The 21963-nt window shown below is 51.4% G+C and carries 13 protein-coding genes; 5 read left to right on the forward strand and 8 right to left on the reverse strand.

Going from position 1 to position 21963, the window contains the following annotated elements; genetic code table 11:
- Positions 1 to 31: 31 nt before the first annotated feature.
- Positions 32 to 607: a Fe-S biogenesis protein NfuA gene (gene nfuA / locus M979_RS16020; RefSeq protein WP_034460317.1), complete on the forward strand. Its 576-nt coding sequence runs from the start codon at positions 32 to 34 to the stop codon at positions 605 to 607.
- Positions 608 to 706: 99 nt separating this feature from the next.
- Here nfuA and malQ read toward each other — a convergent pair whose 3' ends face one another.
- Both malQ and malP read right to left on the reverse strand, forming a co-directional pair.
- Complete coding sequence (gene malQ, locus M979_RS16025; RefSeq protein ID WP_064555574.1) at positions 707 to 2788, reverse strand: 4-alpha-glucanotransferase; 2082 nt, start codon at positions 2786 to 2788, stop codon at positions 707 to 709.
- Positions 2789 to 2796: 8 nt separating this feature from the next.
- Complete coding sequence (malP, locus tag M979_RS16030) at positions 2797 to 5199, reverse strand: maltodextrin phosphorylase (protein WP_064555576.1); 2403 nt, start codon at positions 5197 to 5199, stop codon at positions 2797 to 2799.
- A 376-nt stretch (positions 5200 to 5575) separates the two neighbouring features.
- Here malP and malT point away from each other — a divergent pair, with 376 nt between their 5' ends.
- Positions 5576 to 8284 carry an HTH-type transcriptional regulator MalT gene (malT, locus tag M979_RS16035; protein ID WP_064555579.1) on the forward strand — a complete coding sequence of 903 codons (2709 nt, stop codon included), beginning with the start codon at positions 5576 to 5578 and terminating at the stop codon, positions 8282 to 8284.
- Between the two features lie 99 nt (positions 8285 to 8383).
- Here malT and glpD read toward each other — a convergent pair whose 3' ends face one another.
- A complete protein-coding gene (glpD, locus tag M979_RS16040) occupies positions 8384 to 9892 on the reverse strand; it encodes a glycerol-3-phosphate dehydrogenase (protein WP_064555581.1) in 1509 nt (502 codons plus the stop codon).
- A 195-nt stretch (positions 9893 to 10087) separates the two neighbouring features.
- Between glpD and glpE the strand changes: the two genes are divergently transcribed.
- The 3 genes from glpE to M979_RS16055 all read left to right on the forward strand — a co-directional run bounded on the left by glpE (position 10088) and on the right by M979_RS16055 (position 12094).
- Positions 10088 to 10417, forward strand: coding sequence for a thiosulfate sulfurtransferase GlpE (glpE, locus tag M979_RS16045; RefSeq protein ID WP_034460322.1), 330 nt, complete (start codon positions 10088 to 10090; stop codon positions 10415 to 10417).
- A gap of 65 nt (positions 10418 to 10482) precedes the next feature.
- Complete coding sequence (glpG, locus tag M979_RS16050) at positions 10483 to 11313, forward strand: rhomboid family intramembrane serine protease GlpG (RefSeq protein ID WP_064555583.1); 831 nt, start codon at positions 10483 to 10485, stop codon at positions 11311 to 11313.
- A gap of 22 nt (positions 11314 to 11335) precedes the next feature.
- Positions 11336 to 12094, forward strand: coding sequence for a DeoR/GlpR family transcriptional regulator (locus tag M979_RS16055; RefSeq protein ID WP_034460324.1), 759 nt, complete (start codon positions 11336 to 11338; stop codon positions 12092 to 12094).
- A gap of 104 nt (positions 12095 to 12198) precedes the next feature.
- Here M979_RS16055 and glgP read toward each other — a convergent pair whose 3' ends face one another.
- From glgP to glgB, 5 genes are all read right to left on the reverse strand, one after another.
- Positions 12199 to 14646: a glycogen phosphorylase gene (gene glgP / locus M979_RS16060; protein ID WP_064555585.1), complete on the reverse strand. Its 2448-nt coding sequence runs from the start codon at positions 14644 to 14646 to the stop codon at positions 12199 to 12201.
- Positions 14647 to 14668: 22 nt separating this feature from the next.
- On the reverse strand, positions 14669 to 16102 hold the full coding sequence (gene glgA, locus M979_RS16065; RefSeq protein ID WP_034460728.1) for a glycogen synthase GlgA: 1434 nt from the start codon (positions 16100 to 16102) through the stop codon (positions 14669 to 14671).
- A gap of 98 nt (positions 16103 to 16200) precedes the next feature.
- A complete protein-coding gene (gene glgC / locus M979_RS16070) occupies positions 16201 to 17484 on the reverse strand; it encodes a glucose-1-phosphate adenylyltransferase (protein WP_034460326.1) in 1284 nt (427 codons plus the stop codon).
- A gap of 14 nt (positions 17485 to 17498) precedes the next feature.
- Entirely contained in the window at positions 17499 to 19481 is a 1983-nt protein-coding gene (gene glgX / locus M979_RS16075; protein ID WP_064555586.1) for a glycogen debranching protein GlgX, read from the reverse strand.
- Positions 19478 to 21664, reverse strand: a complete 2187-nt coding sequence (gene glgB, locus M979_RS16080; protein ID WP_034460328.1) for a 1,4-alpha-glucan branching enzyme — start codon at positions 21662 to 21664, stop codon at positions 19478 to 19480. Before glgB ends, glgX begins: the two co-directional genes overlap by 4 nt.
- Positions 21665 to 21963: the final 299 nt, after the last annotated feature.

Consider the following 21963-nt stretch of genomic DNA (forward strand, 5'->3'; position numbering starts at 1 on the left):
GACTAAAATAGTCAACTATTGAGCAATCGTTATGATCCGTATTTCCGATACAGCACAATCCCACTTTGCCAAACTGTTGGCAGGTCAGGAAGAAGGGACGCAAATTCGCGTATTCGTCATCAATCCTGGTACTCCAAATGCGGAGTGCGGGGTTTCTTACTGTCCGCCGGATGCGGTTGAAGCTTCAGATACTGCCCTGAAATTTGAGCAGCTGACCGCATATGTGGATGAGTTAAGCGCGCCTTACCTCGAAGATGCTGAAATTGATTTCGTCACCGACCAGCTCGGCTCGCAGCTGACACTGAAAGCGCCAAACGCCAAAATGCGTAAAGTGTCTGACGATGCACCGTTGATGGAGCGCGTTGAATATATGCTGCAAGCAACGGTTAACCCACAGCTGGCAGGCCACGGCGGCCGTGTGACGCTGATGGAAATTACCGACGAAGGTTTTGCGATTCTGCAATTCGGCGGCGGCTGTAACGGCTGTTCAATGGTCGATGTGACCCTGAAAGAAGGCATCGAGAAGCAACTGTTGGCAGAGTTCCCTGAACTGAAAGGCGTTCGTGATTTGACCGAACACCAGCGTGGCGAGCACTCTTACTACTGATGCGAAATAGCGGTGGATAGCGCTTGCGCTTATCCACCCTACTCAAAACGATGTTGTAAGTCGGGTAAGCGCTAGCGCCACCCGACATATCAAAAACTCCTATCTCTTCTTCCGCCGCTTATCTAAATCCTTCAGCAACTTATTTACAGTTTCGTCAGCGAACATTGCCTCAAGCGATGTCGACAACTTGCGTCTCCAGTTTTTGTATTGGTAGCTGGTCCCTGGAATATTCACCGGCTCCGCCATACCTAACCAATCTTCCGGTTGCAGACCCAATAACGCACTGTTGCTGTCGGCGATGTAACGCTGCATTCCGCGATTAAGCGTTGAGGTCATCGCCATCAGCGAGGCTTTGTGCCCTGCGCGTTTCGGCAAACAACCATATTCGTGCAGGCTATCGAGCAGACCTTGTTTCGCGCGTTCACGATCCTGATACAACTCAGTCAGCATCTCTTCATCAGGGTAAAGCCCGAGCGTTTTACCCAGCGTCAAATCACCGCTTTCCCAGTAACCGCGCAGCGTCGGTAAATCGTGGGTGGTTGCTACCGCCATGGACTGCTTCGGCCACGCAAGGGGGGCGCGAAACTGTTTTTCGCTGTCGTGCTCGAAATAGAGCACTTTGTACGAGTAAACTCCGCTATCACGCAGCTTGCCGACGATCTCAACCGGCACAGTCCCGAGATCTTCACCGATCACCATGCAGTTATGGCGCTTACTTTCCAGCGCCAGGATCGACAGCAGATCGTCGACCGGGTAATGCACATACGCACCTTTATCTGCGGTTTCGCCATACGGAATCCACCACAAACGCAGCATCGACATCACGTGGTCAATACGCAATGCGCCACAGCTGGTCATATTGGAGCGCAACAGTTCGATAAACGGCTGATAGGCGCGCGCAGTAATCACATGCGGGTCCATCGGCGGCAAACCCCAGTTCTGGCCTAGCGGGCCAAGAATATCCGGCGGTGCTCCAACCGAGGCTTTCAGGCAGTAAAGCTCGCGGTCACACCAGGTTTCTGAGCCGCCTTCGGCAACACCTACCGCCAGGTCGCGATACAAGCCAATTGGCATTTTAAAGCCCTGGCTGGTTTGCCAGCATGCATCAAACTGAGCGTAGGCGAGGTATTGCAGCCACAGATAGAAATTCACTTCGTCACTGTGTTCAGTGCAGAACGCTTTTACTTCAGGATTGTGCGCGTCGCGGAAACCTTCTGGCCATACCGGCCAGCCCCAACGCATTTCATCCTCTTTGACCTGATAAGCGTGCAGCGCATCGAAAGCTGCTTGGTAGTAGAGGCTATCGCCACCTTCCTGGACAAATTTCTGGAATGCGACAACCTGTTCGTCACGCGCAGTACGCCGCGAAAACTGCTTCCACGCCATACGCAAAGCAGCCATCTTCAGCACGGTAACGGTGGAGTAATCTACCCACTGTGCATCACGAACTTCTTTCAGCATTTGCTGCGTGACCGGCATTTTCCACCAGTCTTGCGCTTCATCACTGAGCAAGAAATCATCAACCGCGTTCACGTCGATGTAAATCACGTTCAACCAACGACGAGACGACGGGCTGTATGGGCTGGCGCTTTCAGGATTGGCAGGATACAGCGCGTGGATTGGGTTCAGGCCGATAAACGCCCCGCCCCGTTTTGCCACATCCACCAGCATGCGCTGTAAATCGCCGAAATCACCAATTCCCCAGTTATGTGCGGAACGCAAGGTATAGAGCTGTACACATGCGCCCCACAGTTTTTCATCCCGCATAAGCGCCGCTGGTTCATAACAGCGCTTTGGCGCAACAATCACGCGGCACTGCCAGTGGTGCTCGTTCTGGCTAACCGTCAGGTCGTGATAGCCTTCCGCCAACGCTGTAGGCAGAGTCAGCTTTTTGCCCGCCAGTGTATGCCCTTTGTGCTGCTTACCGTCTTCGGTGGTCAACTGCCATGTGTAATCACCGTTGCCTTCCAGCACTGTCGTCATGCGAGTGCCGGAGGTAAACACCAGCACATTTGCGACTGGCGTCACCGCCACCTTTTTTAAGGTGGTAGTACGGCTCATGGCTTCCAGCAAACGCTGCTTGGTATCCGCAGGGATAGCCTGCGGTTTGCCGTGGGCGTTAATGTAGTTTGGGCTAATTCCCGCCTCAAGAGCGGCGTTATCAAGACGTTTGCTGTCCATGCGTTCCCTTAGCGTTTTGCCTGCCAGATGCGTTGCTGATAATCACGGATAGAGCGATCGGAGCTGAACATGCCGCAACGCGCCGTGTTCAGAATCGCAGCACGAGTCCATGCCTCCTGGTCGAGATACAACGCATCCGCTAATTTCTGAGCTTCGGCATAGGCGGTGAAATCTGCCATCACTAAATACGGGTCACCGCCTTGTTTGCCGATGCTATGCAGCATCTGGTCGAACGCGTGTTTATCGCCATCGGCATAAATGCCCTTCTCAAGTTCTTTGAGTACCGCATCCAGCGCTTTGTCTTTCTTACGCCATTTCACCGGGTCGTAGCCTTTAGCTTTCAGCGCTTTCACTTGTTCCACGGTATGACCAAAGATAAAGATGTTTTCCTCGCCCACTTTCTCGGCAATTTCTACGTTCGCACCATCGAGCGTGCCGACGGTCAGTGCACCGTTGAGCGCCAGTTTCATGTTGCCAGTACCGGAAGCTTCTTTACCTGCAGTAGAAATTTGCTCTGAAATATCCGCCGCCGGAATCATTACTTCTGCCGCAGATACACAGTAATCCGGCAGGAATACGACTTTCAGCTGATCACCGACGATCGGATCGTTGTTGATCGCATGCGCCACTTTGTTGATGGCGAAGATAATATTCTTAGCGAGGTAGTAACCTGGTGCTGCTTTCGCGCCGAACAGATACACACGTGGTACGCGGGAAGCGGTCGGGTTTTCACGAATCTCTTTGTACTGCGCCAAAATATGCAGCAGGTTCAGGTGCTGGCGTTTGTATTCGTGCAGGCGTTTGATTTGCACATCGAACAGCGCGTCCGGGCTTATCACAATGCCGGTGCGTGCTTTCACAAACGCCGCCAGCTTCACTTTGTTCTGATATTTGATGTCGCGGTATTCTTTGCGGAATTTTGCGTCATCGGCGTATTTTTCTAGTCCTTCAAGCACATCCAGATCGTTCGCCCACTCTTTTTTCAATTTCTTATCAAGAAGAGCAGCCAATGCCGGGTTGCATTGTTTGATCCAGCGGCGCGGCGTAATGCCGTTGGTGACGTTATGGAATTTGTTCGGCCACAGCTGGTGATATTCCGGGAACAGATCTTTCACTACCAGATCGGAGTGCAGCGCCGCCACGCCGTTTACCGCAAAGCCACTGACCACGCACATGTTCGCCATGCGAACTTGTTTGTCATGTACCACGGCCAGTTTCGCCCAAACAGCTTCATCACCCGGCCAGGTTTTAGTAACCAGCTTCTTAAAGCGTGCGTTGATCTCATTGATAATCTGCATATGGCGTGGCAACAACGCTTTCACCAGTTTCTCGTCCCAGCACTCCAGCGCTTCAGGCATCAACGTGTGGTTGGTGTAGGCGAAGGTTTTGCTGGTGATGGCCCAGGCTTCGTCCCAGCTCAGTTGGTGCTCGTCGATCAGCACACGCAGCAGCTCAGGAATGGCGATAGTTGGGTGGGTGTCATTAAGCTGAATCACTTCGTAATCAGCCAGTTCCGCAAGCTTGCGGCCCGCCAGATGGTGACGACGTAAAATATCGCCCACTGAACATGCGCACTGGAAATACTGCTGCATCAGGCGCAGTTTTTTGCCGTTCAGATGGTTGTCGTTCGGGTAGAGAACCTTGGTCAATTTTTCCGCGTCGATGCCCTGCTGTTCTGCTTTCAGGAAATCGCCGTCATTGAATTTCGTTAAATCAAACGGATGGGCATGTTTCGCCTGCCATAAACGCAGCGGTTGCGTCACACCGTTACGGTAGCCGATGACCGGCAAATCCCATGCTTCGCCATGGAAAATAAACGCCGGTTCCCAACGCACGGTTTTGCCGTCTTTAATCACTTTACCGCCGACACCCACTTGCACATCAAGTGCCGCATTATGCTGGAACCATGGGTAGCTACCCCGCTTCCAGTCGTCAGGCGCTTCCATCTGGTGGCCATTCTGGAAGGATTGGCGGAACAGGCCGTATTGGTAATTCAGGCCGTAACCAATCGCAGACTGACCAACCGTTGCCATAGAATCCAGGAAACACGCAGCAAGACGTCCCAGGCCACCATTACCTAACGCCGGGTCGGTCTCTTCTTCCAATAAATCGGTCAGGTTGATATCGAACGCTTTCAGCTCGTCTGCCACTTCCTGATACCAACCAAGGTTCAGCAAATTGTTACCCGTCAGACGACCAATCAAAAACTCCATCGAAATGTAGTTTACGTGGCGCTGGTTCTTCTCTGTTTTCGCGACAGGCTGTGCTGCCAACAATTCTGCCAGCGCGCCGCTGACGGCATGCCACCATTGTTGCTGAGTCATTTCAGCGGCGGAATATAGTCCGTAACGCTGCCACTGACGTGTCAGTGCAGCCTGAAATTGTGCTTTATTGAAGGTCGTCTGTGACATAGGGGCTCGGGTCCTGTGATGTTCTAATTTCATTACCCGTTAGTGTGCCGGGTGGCCTGGGCGAATTCCTCATCCTGAGGGGGATTACGGAGGGATGAGTACCGGGGAGTAGCTAGAAATGTGATCGCCGCCACTTAAAGTTAGGTGCTTACTGGCAGAATGCCCACAAGCACTGAGTTTTTACTTCGACCTCTTCTACGCCTCGATTAGATTCATCTAATCAATAGAATTGTGACAAAGTGCAACTTACAACGCCTGAAACCCTTAACAATCTTGCAATAAGCCTTAATCTGGTCGACCTTGTAGTTAGTATTAATTACGAAGCGTGAAAAAAATCGCATTCGTGCATATCTCATACACAGTGAAGTGATTGACCATGCTGATCCCCTCCAAATTAAGTCGTCCAGTACGTCTGGAAAATACGGTGGTACGCGACCGGCTGTTGATGAAATTATCAACAGCTAATAACTATCGGCTGGCGCTAATAACCAGCCCGGCGGGTTATGGGAAAACCACACTGATTTCTCAGTGGGCGGCAGGGAAAAATGAGCTAGGTTGGTACTCTCTGGATGAGGGTGATAACCAACAAGAACGGTTCGCCAGCTATTTGATAGCGGCGATTCAACAAGCCACATCGGGTCATTGTGTGACCAGCGAAGTGATGGTGCAAAAACGCCAATACTCCAGTCTGACAGACTTATTCGCACAGCTCTTTATTGAAATGGTGGAATGGCATCGCCCACTCTTTTTAGTGATTGATGATTACCATCTAATAACCAACCCTGTCATTCATGAAGCTATGCGCTTTTTCATTCGCCACCAGCCAGAAAATATGACGCTGGTAGTGTTGTCGCGCAATTTGCCACAGCTGGGTATCGCCAATTTACGCGTACGCGACCAACTGCTGGAAATTGGTAGCCAGCAACTTGCATTCACACATCCAGAAGCGAAACAGTTCTTTGACCATCGGCTGAATTCGCCGCTCGAACATACCGACAGCAACAGCCTGTGTGATGATGTCGCGGGGTGGGCAACAGCGCTGCAATTAATCGCGCTTTCCGCACGCCAGAACAGCAACTCGTCGGCGCATCACTCCGCGCGTCGTCTTTCGGGCATTAATGCCAGCCACTTATCCGACTATCTGGCCGATGAAGTGCTGGATAATGTCGATGCGCAAACCCGTAACTTCCTGCTGCGCAGTTCGATTCTACGTTCAATGAACGACGCCTTAATTGTGCGCGTCACCGGCGAAGAAAACGGCCAGATGCGCCTTGAAGAGACAGAACGGCAAGGGTTATTCATTCAGCGCATGGATGACAGCGGCGAGTGGTTCCGTTTTCACCCACTGTTTGGCAATTTCTTGCGCCAGCGCTGCCAATGGGAACTGGCGACAGAACTTCCTGATATTCATCGCGCCGCAGCAGAAAGCTGGATGGCGCAGGGCTTCCCAAGCGAAGCTATTCACCACGCCCTTGCTGCAGGCGACGCCAGCTTGCTGCGCGATATCTTGCTGCATCATGCCTGGGCGCTGTTCAACCACAGCGAACTCACGTTACTGGAAGAGTCGTTAAAAGCGCTGCCGTGGGAAAGTCTGCTGGAAAATCCAAAACTGGTTTTGCTTCAGGCGTGGCTAATGCAAAGCCAGCACCGCTACAGCGAAGTCAATACTCTTCTCGCGCGTGCTGAGCAGGAAATGGATATCGTGATGGACGATGTCATACATGGTGAATTTAACGCCCTGCGTGCCCAGGTCGCAATTAATGACGGCAACCCTGACGAAGCAGAACGTCTGGCCATGATTGCTCTCGACATGCTGCCACTGGCCAGTTTCTACAGCCGTATTGTCGCAACTTCAGTTCACGGTGAAGTGCTGCACTGCAAAGGTGAGCTCACCAAATCGCTGTCTGTTATGCAGCAAACTGAGCAGATGGCGCGCCGCCACGATATGTGGCATTACGCGTTATGGGGCCTATGCCAGCAGAGCGAAATCTTGCTGGCACAAGGTTTTCTTCAGTCTGCCTGGGAATCGCAAGAGAAAGCCTTCGCATTGATTGAAGAGCAGCATCTGGAACAGCTCCCGCTGCATGAGTTTTTACTGCGTATTCGCGCGCAATTACTTTGGGCGTGGTCGCGCCTGGATGAAGCTGAAGCAACCACGCGTATGGGTCTGGAAGTACTTTCAGGCTATCAGCCACAACAGCAATTACAGTGCATGGCGTTATTAGTGCAATGTTCGTTGGCGCGAGGCGACCTGGACAATGCGCGTAATCACCTGAATCGACTTGAAAACTTGCTGGGCAATGGTTCGTTCCATAGCGACTGGGTTTCCAACGCCGACAAAGTACGGGTGATCTACTGGCAAATGACGGGGGACAAAAAATCTGCCGCCAACTGGCTACGCCTGACGCCGAAGCCAGAATTTGCCAATAACCATTTCCTGCAAAGCCAGTGGCGTAACATCGCTCGCGCGCAAATTTTGCTGAGTGACTTTGAACCCGCCGAAATGGTGCTCGAAGAGTTAAACGAAAATGCGCGCAGCCTGCGTTTGATGAGTGATCTAAACCGCAACTTGCTTTTGCTAAACCAGCTTTACTGGCAAGCGGGACGTAAAAGCGATGCGCAGCGCGTGTTGCTGGAAGCACTCGCTTTAGCTAACCGTACAGGATTTATCAGCCACTTTGTTATTGAAGGTGAAGCGATGGCGCAGCAGTTGCGCCAGTTAATTCAACTCAACACACTACCTGAGCTGGATCAACACCGCGCGCAGCGCATTTTGCGTGAAATCAACCAGCACCATCGCCATAAGTTTGCCCATTTTGATGAGAACTTTGTTAACCGTCTGCTGACGCACCCTGAAGTACCGGAGCTTATTCGTACCAGTCCACTGACTCAGCGCGAATGGCAGGTTTTAGGGCTAATTTATTCAGGCTACAGCAATGAGCAAATCGCCGGAGAGCTGGATGTCGCGGCGACGACGATTAAAACGCACATTCGTAATTTGTATCAGAAGCTGGGTGTCGCGCATCGCCAGGATGCGGTGCAGCATGCGCAGAAATTGCTGAAGATGATGGGTTACGGAGTTTAGCTTTCTGAAATAAAACTGGCGGATGAAGCTAATGCTTATCCGCCCTATGGGAAAGGTGGTTGTAGGGTGGATAAACGAAAGCTTCATCCACCACTGTTTTTAAGACGCCAGCGATAACTTCGCCTTAGCATCCCGCTTTACCAGCCACTGTGCCACCCGCGCCTGCTGTTCTTCGGTCAACCACATACCTAATTTGGTACGACGCCAGATAGCATCATCAACGCCACGCACCCACTCATGCTCAACCAGGTAGCGCAATTCGGCCTCATAAAACTCATGCCCGAAATCTTCACCTAAATCACTGATGCTGGTGGTTCTGCCCAGAATTAAATCACTGTTGCTGCCGTAGGTGCGTGAAAAACGGCGAGCCAGGCTTTCTGTCAGGAATGGGTAACGGCGGCGTAACTGCGCGGCGTAATCATCACGGTCGCCATTGATATCGCCACCCGGCAATGTACTGCCTTTCGTCCATGCCGGGCCCATTTTCGGGTAATAGCCTTTCAGCTTATCCAGAGCATGTTCCGCGAGTTTGCGATAGGTTGTTAGCTTGCCGCCAAACACCGACAACAGCGGGGCTTTGCCATGCTCGTCATGGATATCGAGTGTGTAGTCACGCGTGATTGCTTGCGGTGAATCTGACTCATCATCGCAAAGCGGGCGTACACCAGAGTACGTCCAGACAATATCTTCGCGGCTTAGTGTCTTTTTGAAGTGAGCGTTATAAGCATTCAGCAGGTAATTAATTTCATTGTCATCGATGTGAACATCTTTCGGATCGCCCTTATATTCCACATCAGTGGTGCCAATAATAGAGAACTCATCCATCCATGGAATCACGAACACAATGCGCTTATCTTCGTTTTGCAGAATGTAAGCCTGCTTCTGGTTGTGTACGCGTGGTACCACGATATGGCTGCCTTTGATCAGGCGGATACCGTATGGCGAAGGCAACTGGAGGCCATCGTCAAAGAAGTTTTTCACCCATGGGCCGGTCGCATTCACGAGCCCGCGAGCGCGCCAGCTAAAGGTTTCGCCGGTATCAATATCCTGGGCTTCAACAATCCAGTGGCCATTTTCACGGCGAGCACGGGTTGCACGGGTGCGGGTTTTCACTTCCCCACCTTCACGCGTCACCATCTGCGCATTCGCCAGGACCAGACGGGCATCGTCTACCCAACAGTCAGAATATTCGAAACCGCGCACAATATTTGATTTGAGAACGGAATCTGCGCCAAAACGCAAACCGGTAGATGCAGGCAAACTGGTGCGTTTACCCAGATGGTCGTACATAAACAGGCCAATTCGAATCATCCACGCCGGACGTAAATGCGGGCGATGTGGCAAACGAAAGCGCATTGGGAAGGCGATATGTGGTGCCATATTGAGCAATACTTCGCGCTCGGCTAAGGCTTCGCTCACCAGACGAAACTCGTAATGTTCCAGGTAGCGCAGGCCACCGTGAATCAATTTAGAGCTATTAGATGATGTTGCACTGGCCAGATCCTGCGCTTCAAGCATCAACACGGATAAACCACGGCCTGCGGCGTCAGCGGCGATACCTGCCCCGTTAATTCCTCCGCCAATCACAATCAGATCTTTAGTTTCCATGCTGCCCTCACACGCTTTCGTTAAAGTTCAAATATGTTCGTTATCGCTCATACTAGCAAGAGTAAGCGCGCTTTGTAACGAAAAAAAAACATTACTGCGTGATATGGATAACATAATGACGTTAATATCAGCGGTCAGAGGGGGAGATTCCCTTAATATGGCGCAAGCCGATTCAATAAAGTAACGAGCAAATCCATGGAAACTTTTGAGTGTATTGGTGTGGAAGAAGCGCACCAGAAGTTGCAGCAAAAACTGGCAGTGTTAGTCGATATCCGCGATCCACAAAGCTTTGCTATGGGTCACACGCCGGGTGCATTCCATCTGACCAACGACCGTCTGGTGGCTTTTATGCAGCAAACTGATTTTGAAACCCCGGTGATGGTGATGTGTTACCACGGCAACAGCAGCAAAGGTGCGGCGCAGTATCTGCTGCAACAAGGTTACGATCAGGTATATAGCATCGATGGTGGTTTTGACGCATGGCACCGCCATTTCCCGTCAGAAGTCGCACACGGCGCGTCTTAAGTCGTCAGGGAATCGCGGCATTACAGGTATACTAATTTTTTTTGTATGGATTTAGTTGAAACCTTATGATCATGATTACCTCGTTTGCCAACCCGCGAGTCGCGCAGGCCTTTGTCGACTATATGGCGACGCAGGGGATTATCCTCACGATTCAAAGCCATGAACAAACAGATATCTGGCTGGCAAACGACAGCCAGGAATCGCGCGTTCGTGCCGAGCTTGAACAATTCCTCGCAAACCCTGGCGACTCACGCTATCTGGCAGCAAGCTGGAATACCGGTCATACAGGTGGTGGTTTGCGTTATCAGCGCTACCCTTTCCTGGCCACAATTGCACAAAAAGCGGGCCCATTCACGATGGTCATTATGGCCGCCTGTGTGCTGGTCTACCTGCTGATGCAAATCGTAGGCGATCGTGCGGTCATGACCTGGTTAGCCTGGCCATATAAAGAGAGTTTGCACTATGAATTGTGGCGCTATTTCAGCCACGCGTTGATGCACTTCTCGATAATGCACATCGCATTCAACTTACTGTGGTGGTGGTATCTTGGCGGCCCGGTAGAAAAGCGTCTCGGTAGCGGCAAACTCATTACGCTGACTCTGATTTCAGCCCTGCTTAGCGGCTTTGTGCAGGCCAAATTCGGCGGCCCGATGTTTGGTGGTTTGTCGGGCGTGGTTTATGCACTAATGGGGTATGTCTGGCTACGTGGCGAACGTGATCCAGAAAGCGGCATCTATATGCAGCGCGGCCTGATGGGCTTTGCTGTGCTGTGGATTGTGATAGGATTTTTCGATGTTTTAGGAATGTCGATCGCCAACGCCGCTCATATCACCGGGCTGGTTGTTGGGCTTGCGATGGCGCTGGTTGATACTATGCATGCGCGAAAACGAACATAGCATTTCAGGAGAATAAAACAGCGTGAAGCAAACACAACGTCATGATGCGATTGTCGAACTGGTGAAAAAACAAGGTTATGTCAGCACCGAAGAGCTCGTCGAACAGTTTGCAGTCAGCCCGCAAACTATCCGTCGCGATCTTAATGATCTGGCAGACCAGAACCTGATCATGCGCCATCACGGTGGCGCCGCTCTACCTTCAAGTTCCGTGAATACGCCGTGGCACGATCGCAAGGCGACCCAAACTGCGGAAAAAGAACGTATCGCGCAGAAAGTTGCCAGCCAGATCCCTAACGGTGCCACACTGTTTATTGATATCGGCACCACACCGGAAGCCGTCGCTCATGCGTTGTTAAACCACAGCAATTTGCGCGTGGTAACCAATAATTTGAACGTCGCAAATACGCTCAAGATTAAAGAAGACTTCCGCATTATTCTGGCCGGTGGTGAATTACGCAGCCGCGACGGTGGGATTATCGGCGAGGCGACACTCGATTTTATCTCTCAGTTCCGCCTGGATTTCGGCATTCTGGGGATTAGTGGCATCGACGGTGACGGTTCATTGCTGGAGTTTGATTACCACGAAGTTCGCACTAAACGCGCCATTATTGAAAACTCACGCTGTGTCATGTTGGTTGTAGACCACTCTAAGTTTGGTCGTAATGCGATGGTGAATCTTGGCAGCATTGCTTTGGTAGATGCGGTATATACCGATGCCATTCCACCAGCAGGTGTGATGCAGGTGATTGCTGAGAATAATGTGCAACTGGAGTTGTGCTGAGGCAATAACATGGTGGATGACGCCTGCGGCTTATCCACCCTACGTTCAGCGTTGTAGGGCGGATAAGCGCAGCGTCACTCGCCACTACTTATCCGCCCTAACTATTACAATCTCACCGGCTTAATATGCCAAATCTCATCGGCGTATTCCTGAATCGTCCTGTCAGATGAGAAATACCCCATATTGGCAATATTGTGCATAGCTCGAATAGTCCACTCTTCTGGCTGGCGATAAAGCTCATCCACCCTATCCTGGCAATCCACATAGCTGCGGTAATCTGCCAGCACCTGATAGTGGTCACCAAAGTTAATCAGTGAATCCAGCAGGTCACGATAGCGTGTCGGCTCATCCGGGCTAAACGTACCCGTACCGATTTGCGTCAGTACCTGATGCAGTTCTTCATCTTTTTCGTAGTATTCACGCGGCTTGTAGCCCTCGCGCCGTAATGCTTCGACCTCTTCCGCGGTATTACCAAAGATAAAGATATTATCCGCCCCAACGTGCTCCAGCATTTCAACATTTGCCCCGTCCAGCGTGCCAATGGTCAGCGCCCCGTTCAGGCCAAACTTCATATTACTGGTGCCCGAAGCCTCAGTTCCCGCAAGAGAGATCTGCTCAGAGAGATCGGCTGCAGGGATAATGATCTGCGCAAGACTGACGCTGTAGTTCGGGATAAACACGATTTTCAGGCGATCTTTAACTATCGGATCGTTGTTGATCACCGTCGCCACATCATTGATGAGGTGAATAATGTGTTTTGCCATGTAATACGCAGACGCTGCTTTACCGGCGAAGATATTCACCCGCGGAACCCAATCGGCTGTCGGATCGGCCTTAATGCGGTTATAGCGGGTAATCACGTGCAGCACATTCATCAACTGCCGTTTGTATTCGTGGATACGTTTGATCTGTACATCAAACAGCGCATTGGGGTTAACGACCACATTGAGTTGCTGGCCAATGTAGCTTGCCAGGCGCTTTTTATTTGCCAGTTTCGCCTTACGCACATCCTGATGCACGGTTGGGTAATCAATGTGCTGTTTCAGGTCATTCAACTGGCTGAGATCGGTACGCCAGGTGCGGCCAATATTTTCATCCAGCACTTCTGAAAGCGGTGGGTTAGCCAAAGCCAGCCAGCGACGCGGCGTCACACCGTTCGTTTTATTACAAAAACGCATCGGGAAGATGGCAGCAAAATCAGCAAATAACGACTGAACCATCAGGTTGGAGTGCAGCTCAGAAACGCCATTCACTTTGTGACTGACAACCACCGCAAGCCAAGCCATCCGAACCTTACGACCATTGGATTCATCAATGATCGAAGTGCGCCCCAGCAGAGCGGTATCGTTTGGATGTTGCTCCTGAAGGGTTTTCAGGAAGTAATCGTTAATCTCGAAAATTATCTGCAAATGGCGCGGCAGAATTTTGCCCAGCATATCTACCGGCCAGGTTTCCAACGCCTCGCTCATCAGAGTGTGGTTGGTATACGAAAATGCCTGGCAGCAAACCTCAAAAGCATCTTCCCAACTGAACTTATGCTCGTCGATTAACAAACGCATCAGTTCAGGAATCGCCAACACCGGGTGCGTATCGTTAAGGTGGATGGCGATTTTATCCGCCAGGTTGTTATAGGTTTTATGCAATTGGAAATGACGGCTGAGAATATCCTGTACCGTTGATGAGACCAGGAAATACTCCTGGCGCAAACGCAGTTCACGGCCTGAATAGGTTGAGTCATCCGGGTAGAGCACGCGCGACACGTTTTCCGAATGATTTTTATCTTCCACCGCAGCGAAATAATCGCCCTGATTAAATTTACCAAGGTTAATTTCACTACTCGCCTGCGCATTCCACAGGCGCAGCGTGTTTGTAGCATCGGTATCGTAGCCAGGGATTATCTGGTCATACGCGACCGCAAGAATTTCTTCGGTTTCTACCCAGCGGAATTTTTTGGCTTCAAGCTGCACGCGCCCACCAAAGCGCACTTTGTAGCGCGTGTTGTGGCGCTTGAACTCCCACGGGTTGCCGTACTCGAGCCAGTAATCTGGCGACTCTTTCTGACGGCCATCAACGATATTTTGTTTGAACATGCCGTAGTCGTAGCGAATGCCGTAACCACGGCCAGGCAAACCGAGCGTTGCCAGTGAATCGAGGAAACAGGCGGCGAGACGACCGAGCCCGCCATTGCCGAGGCCGGGGTCGTTCTCTTCGTCAATCAACTCTTCAAGATCCAGACCCATCTCTTCCAACGCATTTTTGACGTCTTCATAAATACCTAATGAAAGCAGCGCGTTGGAGAGTGTCCGGCCAATAAGAAATTCCATCGACAGATAGTAAACCTGGCGAACTTCCTGGGATAGCTGAGCACGGTTAGAACGCAGCCAGCGCTCTACCAACCTGTCACGAACCGCAAATAACGTGGCGTTTAGCCACTCATGTTTGTTCGCAATGGCAGGGTCTTTCCCAACCGTAAACATCAGTTTATAGGCGATTGAGTGCTTTAGAGCCTCAATACTGAGCGTCGGTGAAGCATAGGAAAAGGGTGCGTTCATATCAGTGATTCCTGGTGGATGGCTACAGCAAACGTTGGTACAGATCGCGGTAGGAATGCGCCGCTACCTGCCAGCTAAAATCCATGCCCATTGCCTGACGTTGAACAAATCGCCACAGCGAAGGGCGAGACCACAACACGAAGGCACGTCTAATCGCTCTTAACAGCGACCAGGCATTACTGTCTTCAAACACAAATCCACTGGCGATACCATCAGCCAGGTTTTCCAGCGAACTGTCAGACACGGTATCTGCTAGTCCGCCTGTGCGCCGCACCAATGGCAATGTGCCGTACTTAAGGCCATACAATTGCGTTAAGCCGCAAGGTTCAAAACGACTCGGCACCAAAATGACATCTGCCCCGCCTATGATTCGGTGCGAGAAAGCTTCGTGATAACCAATTTGGACACCCACCTGCCCTGGATGCTCTGCTGCTGCCGCAAGGAACCCTTCCTGCATCACCGAGTCACCCGCCCCCAATAATGCCAGTTGCCCACCTTGCTCAAGTAACCCTGGCAACGCTTCAAGCACCAAATCCAGGCCTTTCTGGCTGGTTAAACGACTCACTACTGCAAACAGCGGCGCTTTATCGTTAACCTTAAGCCCCATCGCCACCTGCAACTGGCGTTTATTCTCAGCCTTTTCCTCCAGCGTATCGCGGGTATAGCGAGCAGCCAGAAGCAAGTCATGAGCAGGGTCCCAAATTTTCTCATCCACACCATTGAGGATGCCGGACAGTCGCCCTTCACGGTGACGCTGTCGCAACAGCCCTTCCATACCGTAGGCAAATTGCGGTTCGGTAATCTCGCGGGCATAAGTCGGGCTGACCGCCGTAATATGATCAGCATAGTAAAGGCCAGCTTTCAAGTACGAAATTTGACCATTGAACTCCAGACCGTTCATGTCATAGAACGACCAGGGTAGATCAATTTCATTCATATGATGTGCGTAAAACAGCCCCTGATACGCCAGGTTATGGACAGTAAATACCGATTTTGCCGGGCGACCACGAGCTTCCAGATAGGCGGGCACCAGGCCCGCATGCCAGTCATGCGCATGCACAATATCCGGGTGCCAGAAGGGGTCCAGACCACATGCCATCTCAGCGCCTACCCAACCCAACAACGCAAAACGGTGCACGTTGTCTGTGTAAGCAAACTGATTTGTATCGTGATATGGGCTACCGGGACGATCGTATAAATGTGGGGCGTCAATCAGGTAAATTCCCACTCCGTTGAAGTGGCCATATAACAAAGTCATATGACCCGCGAAGGTGTCGCGATGTGCCACAACCTGCGCATCAACAATGCCACGACGAATGTCAGGGAAAGCAGGCAGCAAGACTCGCGTCTCAACGCCGCCTGCAATTTGTGCTGCCGGTAACGCGCCAAGCACATCCGCAAGACCACCCGTTTTCAGCAGTGGAAAAATTTCAGAACATACATGTAAGACCTGCATTATCGCTCCCGTATGGAAAGTCATAGCGCGAAATCGCGCGCCAAACGATAAAATTACTGCGCGCAGCCCTTGCTGCACGGCGGTCAATCCTTAAACATTTAACCAGGTAGCTTGGCCAGCATTTCACGAGTGACAAGCACAATGCCTTCTTCAGAACGATAGAAACGACGTGCGTCTTCTTCAGCGTTCTCCCCGACGACCATCCCTTCAGGAATGACGCAGGCGCGATCGATAATGCAACGGCGCAACCGGCAAGATCGCCCGACGATGACATCTGGCAACAACACTGACGAATCGATATTGCAAAACGAGTTAACGCGTACACGCGGGAACAGCACCGACTGAACCACTACCGATCCGGAAATAATGCAGCCGCCAGACACCAGCGAGTTGAGCGTCATACCGTGGCTACCAGAGCGGTCTTGCACAAATTTCGCCGGAGGCAACGGTTCCATATGAGTGCGGATTGGCCAATCCCGGTCGTACATATCCAGCTCCGGAGTTACTGAAGCGAGATCAAGGTTAGCTTTCCAGTAGGCTTCCAGTGTCCCCACATCACGCCAGTATGGCTCGGCGTCAGGATCAGACTGCACGCAGGAGAGTGGGAATGGGTGGGCAAACGCTTCACCGGATTTCATGACATACGGGATGATATCTTTCCCGAAGTCATGGCTTGAGTTTTCGTCTTTATCATCGGCTTCTAACAGTTCGTACAGATAATCGGCGTCGAAAACGTAGATACCCATACTGGCGAGCGCTTTGCTGTCGTCACCCGGCATGGACGGCGGGTTTGCCGGTTTCTCAACGAATTCGATAATTTTCTCTTCGCTATCAACCGCCATTACGCCAAATGCAGAAGCTTCATGGAGTGGAACAGGCATACATGCCACGGTACAGCGCGCACCTTTCTCCACATGGTCTATCAGCATTCGTGAGTAATCTTGCTTGTAGATATGATCACCCGCGAGGATAACCACGTACTCGGCTTTGTAGCGGCGAATAATATCGAGGTTTTGCGTAACGGCATCAGCGGTACCGCGATACCAGTTTTCACCGTGTACACGTTGCTGCGCCGGGAGCAAATCAACAAACTCGTTCATCTCTTCGCTAAAAAATGACCAGCCACGTTGGATATGTTGAACCAACGTATGTGACTGATATTGCGTAATCACACCAATACGGCGAATACCCGAGTTAATGCAATTGGACAGCGCAAAATCAATAATGCGGAACTTGCCACCAAAGTGGACAGCAGGCTTGGCGCGCGTTGAGGTTAAATCTTTCAATCGGGTACCGCGCCCACCAGCCAGAATCAGGGCTACAGATTTATTTGGCAGTTGTCTTGCCAACATCAGAGGATCGTTCTTATCAAGCCTAACCATGACTGACTCCTTTTTTATGATTTCTGGAAAACGCATACTCCGTGCGCGGGACCATGCCATACAGCCATTACCACCGGGTTGTCTTCGCCGGCAAACGGAGGAATAGCACGCCATTCCCCTTCGGGTAGAACGATGTCTGCCACTTCTTCGGTAGCGTTAATCGTAATAAGCCAACGATCTGAGAGTTGGATTTGTAACCGATGAACCCCGTTCTCCCACTCGTCAGCATTCAGAGGTTGAGCCTCTTTATTCCACCAGCGCACATTGCCATCGCCTTCCTCCCACCAGACATTTCGGGTTAATGCCGGAATCGTCTTGCGTAGATGAATCAATGTCGCGGTAAAAGTGGTTAAGCCATCGTTGCAGTGTTCCCAGTCAAGCCATGTCAGTTGGTTATCCTGGCAATAAGCATTGTTATTACCATGCTGACTGTGCCCATGTTCATCACCGGCCAAAAGCATCGGCGTCCCCTGAGACAGCAGTAACAATGTAAGCAAGGCGTGAACGCTGTCGCGCCGTCTTTCTTTAATATTCAGCGAGGCTTCCAGCCCTTCGAAGCCATGGTTATTACTGTAGTTATTGTTGGTGCCATCACGGTTGTCTTCACCGTTAGCTTCATTGTGTTTTTGATTGAAGCTGACACAATCACGCAGGGTGAAGCCGTCGTGAGCCGTGATTAAATTGATGCTGGTCGAAGGGAGGCGATCTCCATGTCGATAGACATCACTTGAACCGGCAAAACGGCAAGCGAATCCCCCCAACGATAAATCTTGTCGCAGCCAGAAACGCCGCATACCGTCACGAAAATGATCGTTCCATTCCGCAAATAAAGGCGGATAGTTACCAACCTGATAACCCCCTGCACCAATATCCCAAGGTTCCGCAATCAGCTTTATCTGCGACAAAATCGGATCGTTTTTGATTGCCTCAAACAATGGTGCATCCTGACGAAATTCCGGGGTTCGCCCCATGATCGATGCCAGATCGAAACGGAAACCGTCAATATGGCAGCTGTCGACCCAATAACGCAGGCAATCGACTACCTGCGCCACTACGCCTGGCGTGCTCAAATTCAAGGTGTTACCGCAACCAGTCCAGTTCTGGTAATCACCATTGTCCATTAACCAATAATAGCTACGGTTATCGATTCCGCTCAGCGAGAGGGTTGGACCGTCACGATCCAGCTCGGCGCTGTGGTTAAGAACGATGTCAAGAATCACCTCAATTCCCGCTTCGTGCAGTGCTTTCACCGCACCACGCAGCTCGTTGGCGGCGGCAAGCGGATCATGATTTACCGCGTAAAAACCTTCGGCGGCGTAAAACGAACGCGGGTTATAGCCCCAATAGTTGCTTAACCCTAAATGAGCAACGCGCGGCTCCGTGACAAAATGCGCGACCGGCATCAATTCAAGCGCCGTAATCCCGAGGCGTTTGAAATAGTTAATCATCACCGGATGGCCGAGTGCGGCATAAGTGCCGCGCAGCTCTTCGGGTATTTCCGGATGCAATAACGTCAGCCCACGAACATGCGCTTCGTAAATAACCGTGTCGCCCCAAGGGGTGCGCGGGTGTTCGTCGCCTTCCCAGTCGAACTTATCGCGCACCACCACGCATTTCGCCATGTGTGGGGCGCTGTCTTCCAGGTTTGGCTCATCATAACCACCGTGAAGATGGGGGTGGTTATCGACACCGCCAACAACCACTCGCGCGCAAGGGTCTAGCAACAATTTTGCCGGGTTAAAACGGTGCCCGTTTTGCGGATCCCATGGGCCATGGACGCGATAGCCATATTTCAGGCCTGGCTTTGCATCTGGCAAATAACCATGCCAGATGTCGCCTGTGCGCACCGGCAAGTCATAACGCCGCTCGTGGCCATGTTCGTCAAAAACGCACAGTTCAACCTTTTCTGCATGAACCGAAAACAGTGTGAAGTTGACGCCTTTTCCATCAAAAAACGAACCATACGGAGCCGGGCTCCCGGCAGTGAGTTGCGTCATTCAGCCTCCCGAACCAACCAGATAGTCGAAAGCGGAGGCAATGTCAGACTCAGGGAGTGTTCGCGACCGTGACTTGGAATAGCATCGCTATGCACGGCACCGCTGTTCCCGGCATTACTGCCGTGATAGTGCATTGAGTCTGTGTTCAGCTCCTCGCGCCAGCGACCTGGCTGATTAATACCAAAGCGATAGTTGTAGCGCGGCACCGGGGTGAAGTTACTGGCAACAATGATTTCATTGCCTTTTGAGTCTCGGCGCACAAAGATAAATACCGAATTAATGTTGTCTTCAACCACCAGCCATTCAAAACCATAGCTGTCAAAGTCCAGTTCGTGCATCGCAGCATGGTGGCGATATGTGCGGTTTAAATCGCGCACCAGCCGCTTCACGCCGTGATGCCAGTTGTCGCCGCCTTCCAGCAAGTGCCAGTCGAGACTACTGTCGTGGTTCCACTCTCGCCCTTGGGCGAATTCATTGCCCATAAACAGCAACTTTTTACCCGGGAAAGCCCACATCCAGCCGTAGTAGGCGCGCAGGTTGGCAAACTTCTGCCAGGCATCGCCAGGCATGCGGTCGAGAATGGATTTTTTGCCGTGTACCACTTCATCATGCGACAGCGGCAGTACGAAGTTTTCGGTGCTGTTGTAGAGCATGCCAAAGGTCATCTTGTCGTGATGGTACTGGCGGTGAATAGGGTCGAGTTTCATGTAGTCGAGCGTGTCGTGCATCCAGCCAAGGTTCCATTTAAACCAGAAACCTAAACCGCCCATGGAAGGTGGCCGCGACACGCCGGTAAAGTCGGTCGACTCTTCAGCCATGGTTACCGCACCCGGCGTTTGCTCCCCAATAATACGGTTGGTATTACGCAGGAATTCGATAGCTTCGAGGTTTTCACGCCCGCCTTTATCGTTAGGTATCCATTCACCAGGCTTGCGGCTGTAATCGCGGTAAATCATCGATGCCACCGCATCAACACGTAAACCATCAATACCGAAGCGTTCAATCCAGTACAGTGCGTTGCCCACCAGATAGTTACTGACTTCACGCCGCCCATAGTTGTAAATCAGCGTGTTCCAGTCCTGGTGATAACCTTCGCGCGGGTCGCCGTGTTCATACAAAGATGTACCGTCAAATTTCGCAAGACCTGCATCGTCAGTCGGGAAATGACCAGGAACCCAATCGAGCAGCACATTTAAGCCCGCAGCATGCGCGGCATTAATAAAATAGCGGAAGTCTTCACGCGTACCGAAGCGGCGTGTTGGTGCGTATAAACCTTGTGGCTGATACCCCCAACTGCCATCGAATGGGTGCTCGTTAATCGGCAACAGTTCGAGGTGAGTAAAGCCCATCTCTTTTACGTATGGCACCAGTTGATCTGCCAATTCGCGGTAACTGAGCCAGAAATTATTGTCGGCATGGCGACGCCATGAACCAAGATGGACTTCATAAATTGAAATGGGCTGGTCAAAGCCATTCGCACGCTGGCGCGCCGGGCTAAGAGTGGTTTTATCAGGCAATCCGCAAATCAGCGACGCGGTTTCCGGGCGCATTTGCGACTCAAACGCATAGGGGTCAGCCTTCAGGCGCAGATGCCCTTCGGTATCAATCAGTTCGAACTTATAGAGCTGCCCAGGATGAGCGCCTGGAATAAAGAGTTCCCAGATACCGCTTTCACGGCGCAAACGCATCGGGTGGCGACGGCCATCCCAGTAGTTAAACTGGCCAACAACTGAGACGCGACGGGCATTAGGTGCCCAAACGGAGAAACGAGTACCGGTAACGCCATCCATGGTATCGGCGTGTGCGCCAAGCGTTTCATAGGGGCGTAAATGCGTGCCTTCAGACAACAGCCAGCTATCCATTTCCTGAATTAGCGGGCCAAAGCGATAGGGATCATCAATAAGATTTTCATGGCCATGCCAGACGACAGCCAGTTGGTAACGGAAGATATTTTTACGACGGGGGATGACCCCGCAAAAGAAACCACGTGAATCAATACACTCTAACTTACCGACCTTCCCACCTGTTTTCGGGTCGATAACCCATACTTCTGTAGCATTCGGTAACAGGGCGCGAACTTCCAGCCCGGCTTCAGTTTTATGCATTCCCAGCAGCGAAAAAGGATCAGCAAAATGACCCGCAATTAGCGCATTTATCACGTCTTTCTCTGGATGAACAGACATGGAATTCGTCCTGTTTTTTGTCATTCATTGACCCTAACGGACGGCAATAACATTGTTTTCCTGTAAGCCGTTCCGCCCAACTAATGTTCACGGCGGTTTATCGCCCTGAATAAAGCATAGCCAACGCTCTGTTTTGCTCCCGAAAATTAATAAACAAAAGTCATACGCTTCATGTATACCCAAATAATTCACGTTATGGGAAGGCGGTAAGCTCAGGAATCCCCAGGAGCTTACTTAAGTAAGTGACTGAGGTGACGGAGTGCAACCAACACATCCATAACGTGAAGTATGAAGGGTAT

Source organism: Buttiauxella noackiae ATCC 51607, from assembly GCF_001654865.1.
GTDB classification, from domain to species: domain Bacteria; phylum Pseudomonadota; class Gammaproteobacteria; order Enterobacterales; family Enterobacteriaceae; genus Buttiauxella; species Buttiauxella noackiae.

Coding starts and splice junctions, on each gene's coding strand:
- nfuA (WP_034460317.1), top strand. CDS start 32: ATGATCCGTATTTCCGATACAGCACAATCCCACTTTGCCAAACTGTTG.
- malQ (WP_064555574.1), bottom strand. CDS start 2,788: ATGGACAGCAAACGTCTTGATAACGCCGCTCTTGAGGCGGGAATTAGC.
- malP (WP_064555576.1), bottom strand. CDS start 5,199: ATGTCACAGACGACCTTCAATAAAGCACAATTTCAGGCTGCACTGACA.
- malT (WP_064555579.1), top strand. CDS start 5,576: ATGCTGATCCCCTCCAAATTAAGTCGTCCAGTACGTCTGGAAAATACG.
- glpD (WP_064555581.1), bottom strand. CDS start 9,892: ATGGAAACTAAAGATCTGATTGTGATTGGCGGAGGAATTAACGGGGCA.
- glpE (WP_034460322.1), top strand. CDS start 10,088: ATGGAAACTTTTGAGTGTATTGGTGTGGAAGAAGCGCACCAGAAGTTG.
- glpG (WP_064555583.1), top strand. CDS start 10,483: ATGATCATGATTACCTCGTTTGCCAACCCGCGAGTCGCGCAGGCCTTT.
- glgP (WP_064555585.1), bottom strand. CDS start 14,646: ATGAACGCACCCTTTTCCTATGCTTCACCGACGCTCAGTATTGAGGCT.
- glgA (WP_034460728.1), bottom strand. CDS start 16,102: ATGCAGGTCTTACATGTATGTTCTGAAATTTTTCCACTGCTGAAAACG.
- glgC (WP_034460326.1), bottom strand. CDS start 17,484: ATGGTTAGGCTTGATAAGAACGATCCTCTGATGTTGGCAAGACAACTG.
- glgX (WP_064555586.1), bottom strand. CDS start 19,481: ATGACGCAACTCACTGCCGGGAGCCCGGCTCCGTATGGTTCGTTTTTT.
- glgB (WP_034460328.1), bottom strand. CDS start 21,664: ATGTCTGTTCATCCAGAGAAAGACGTGATAAATGCGCTAATTGCGGGT.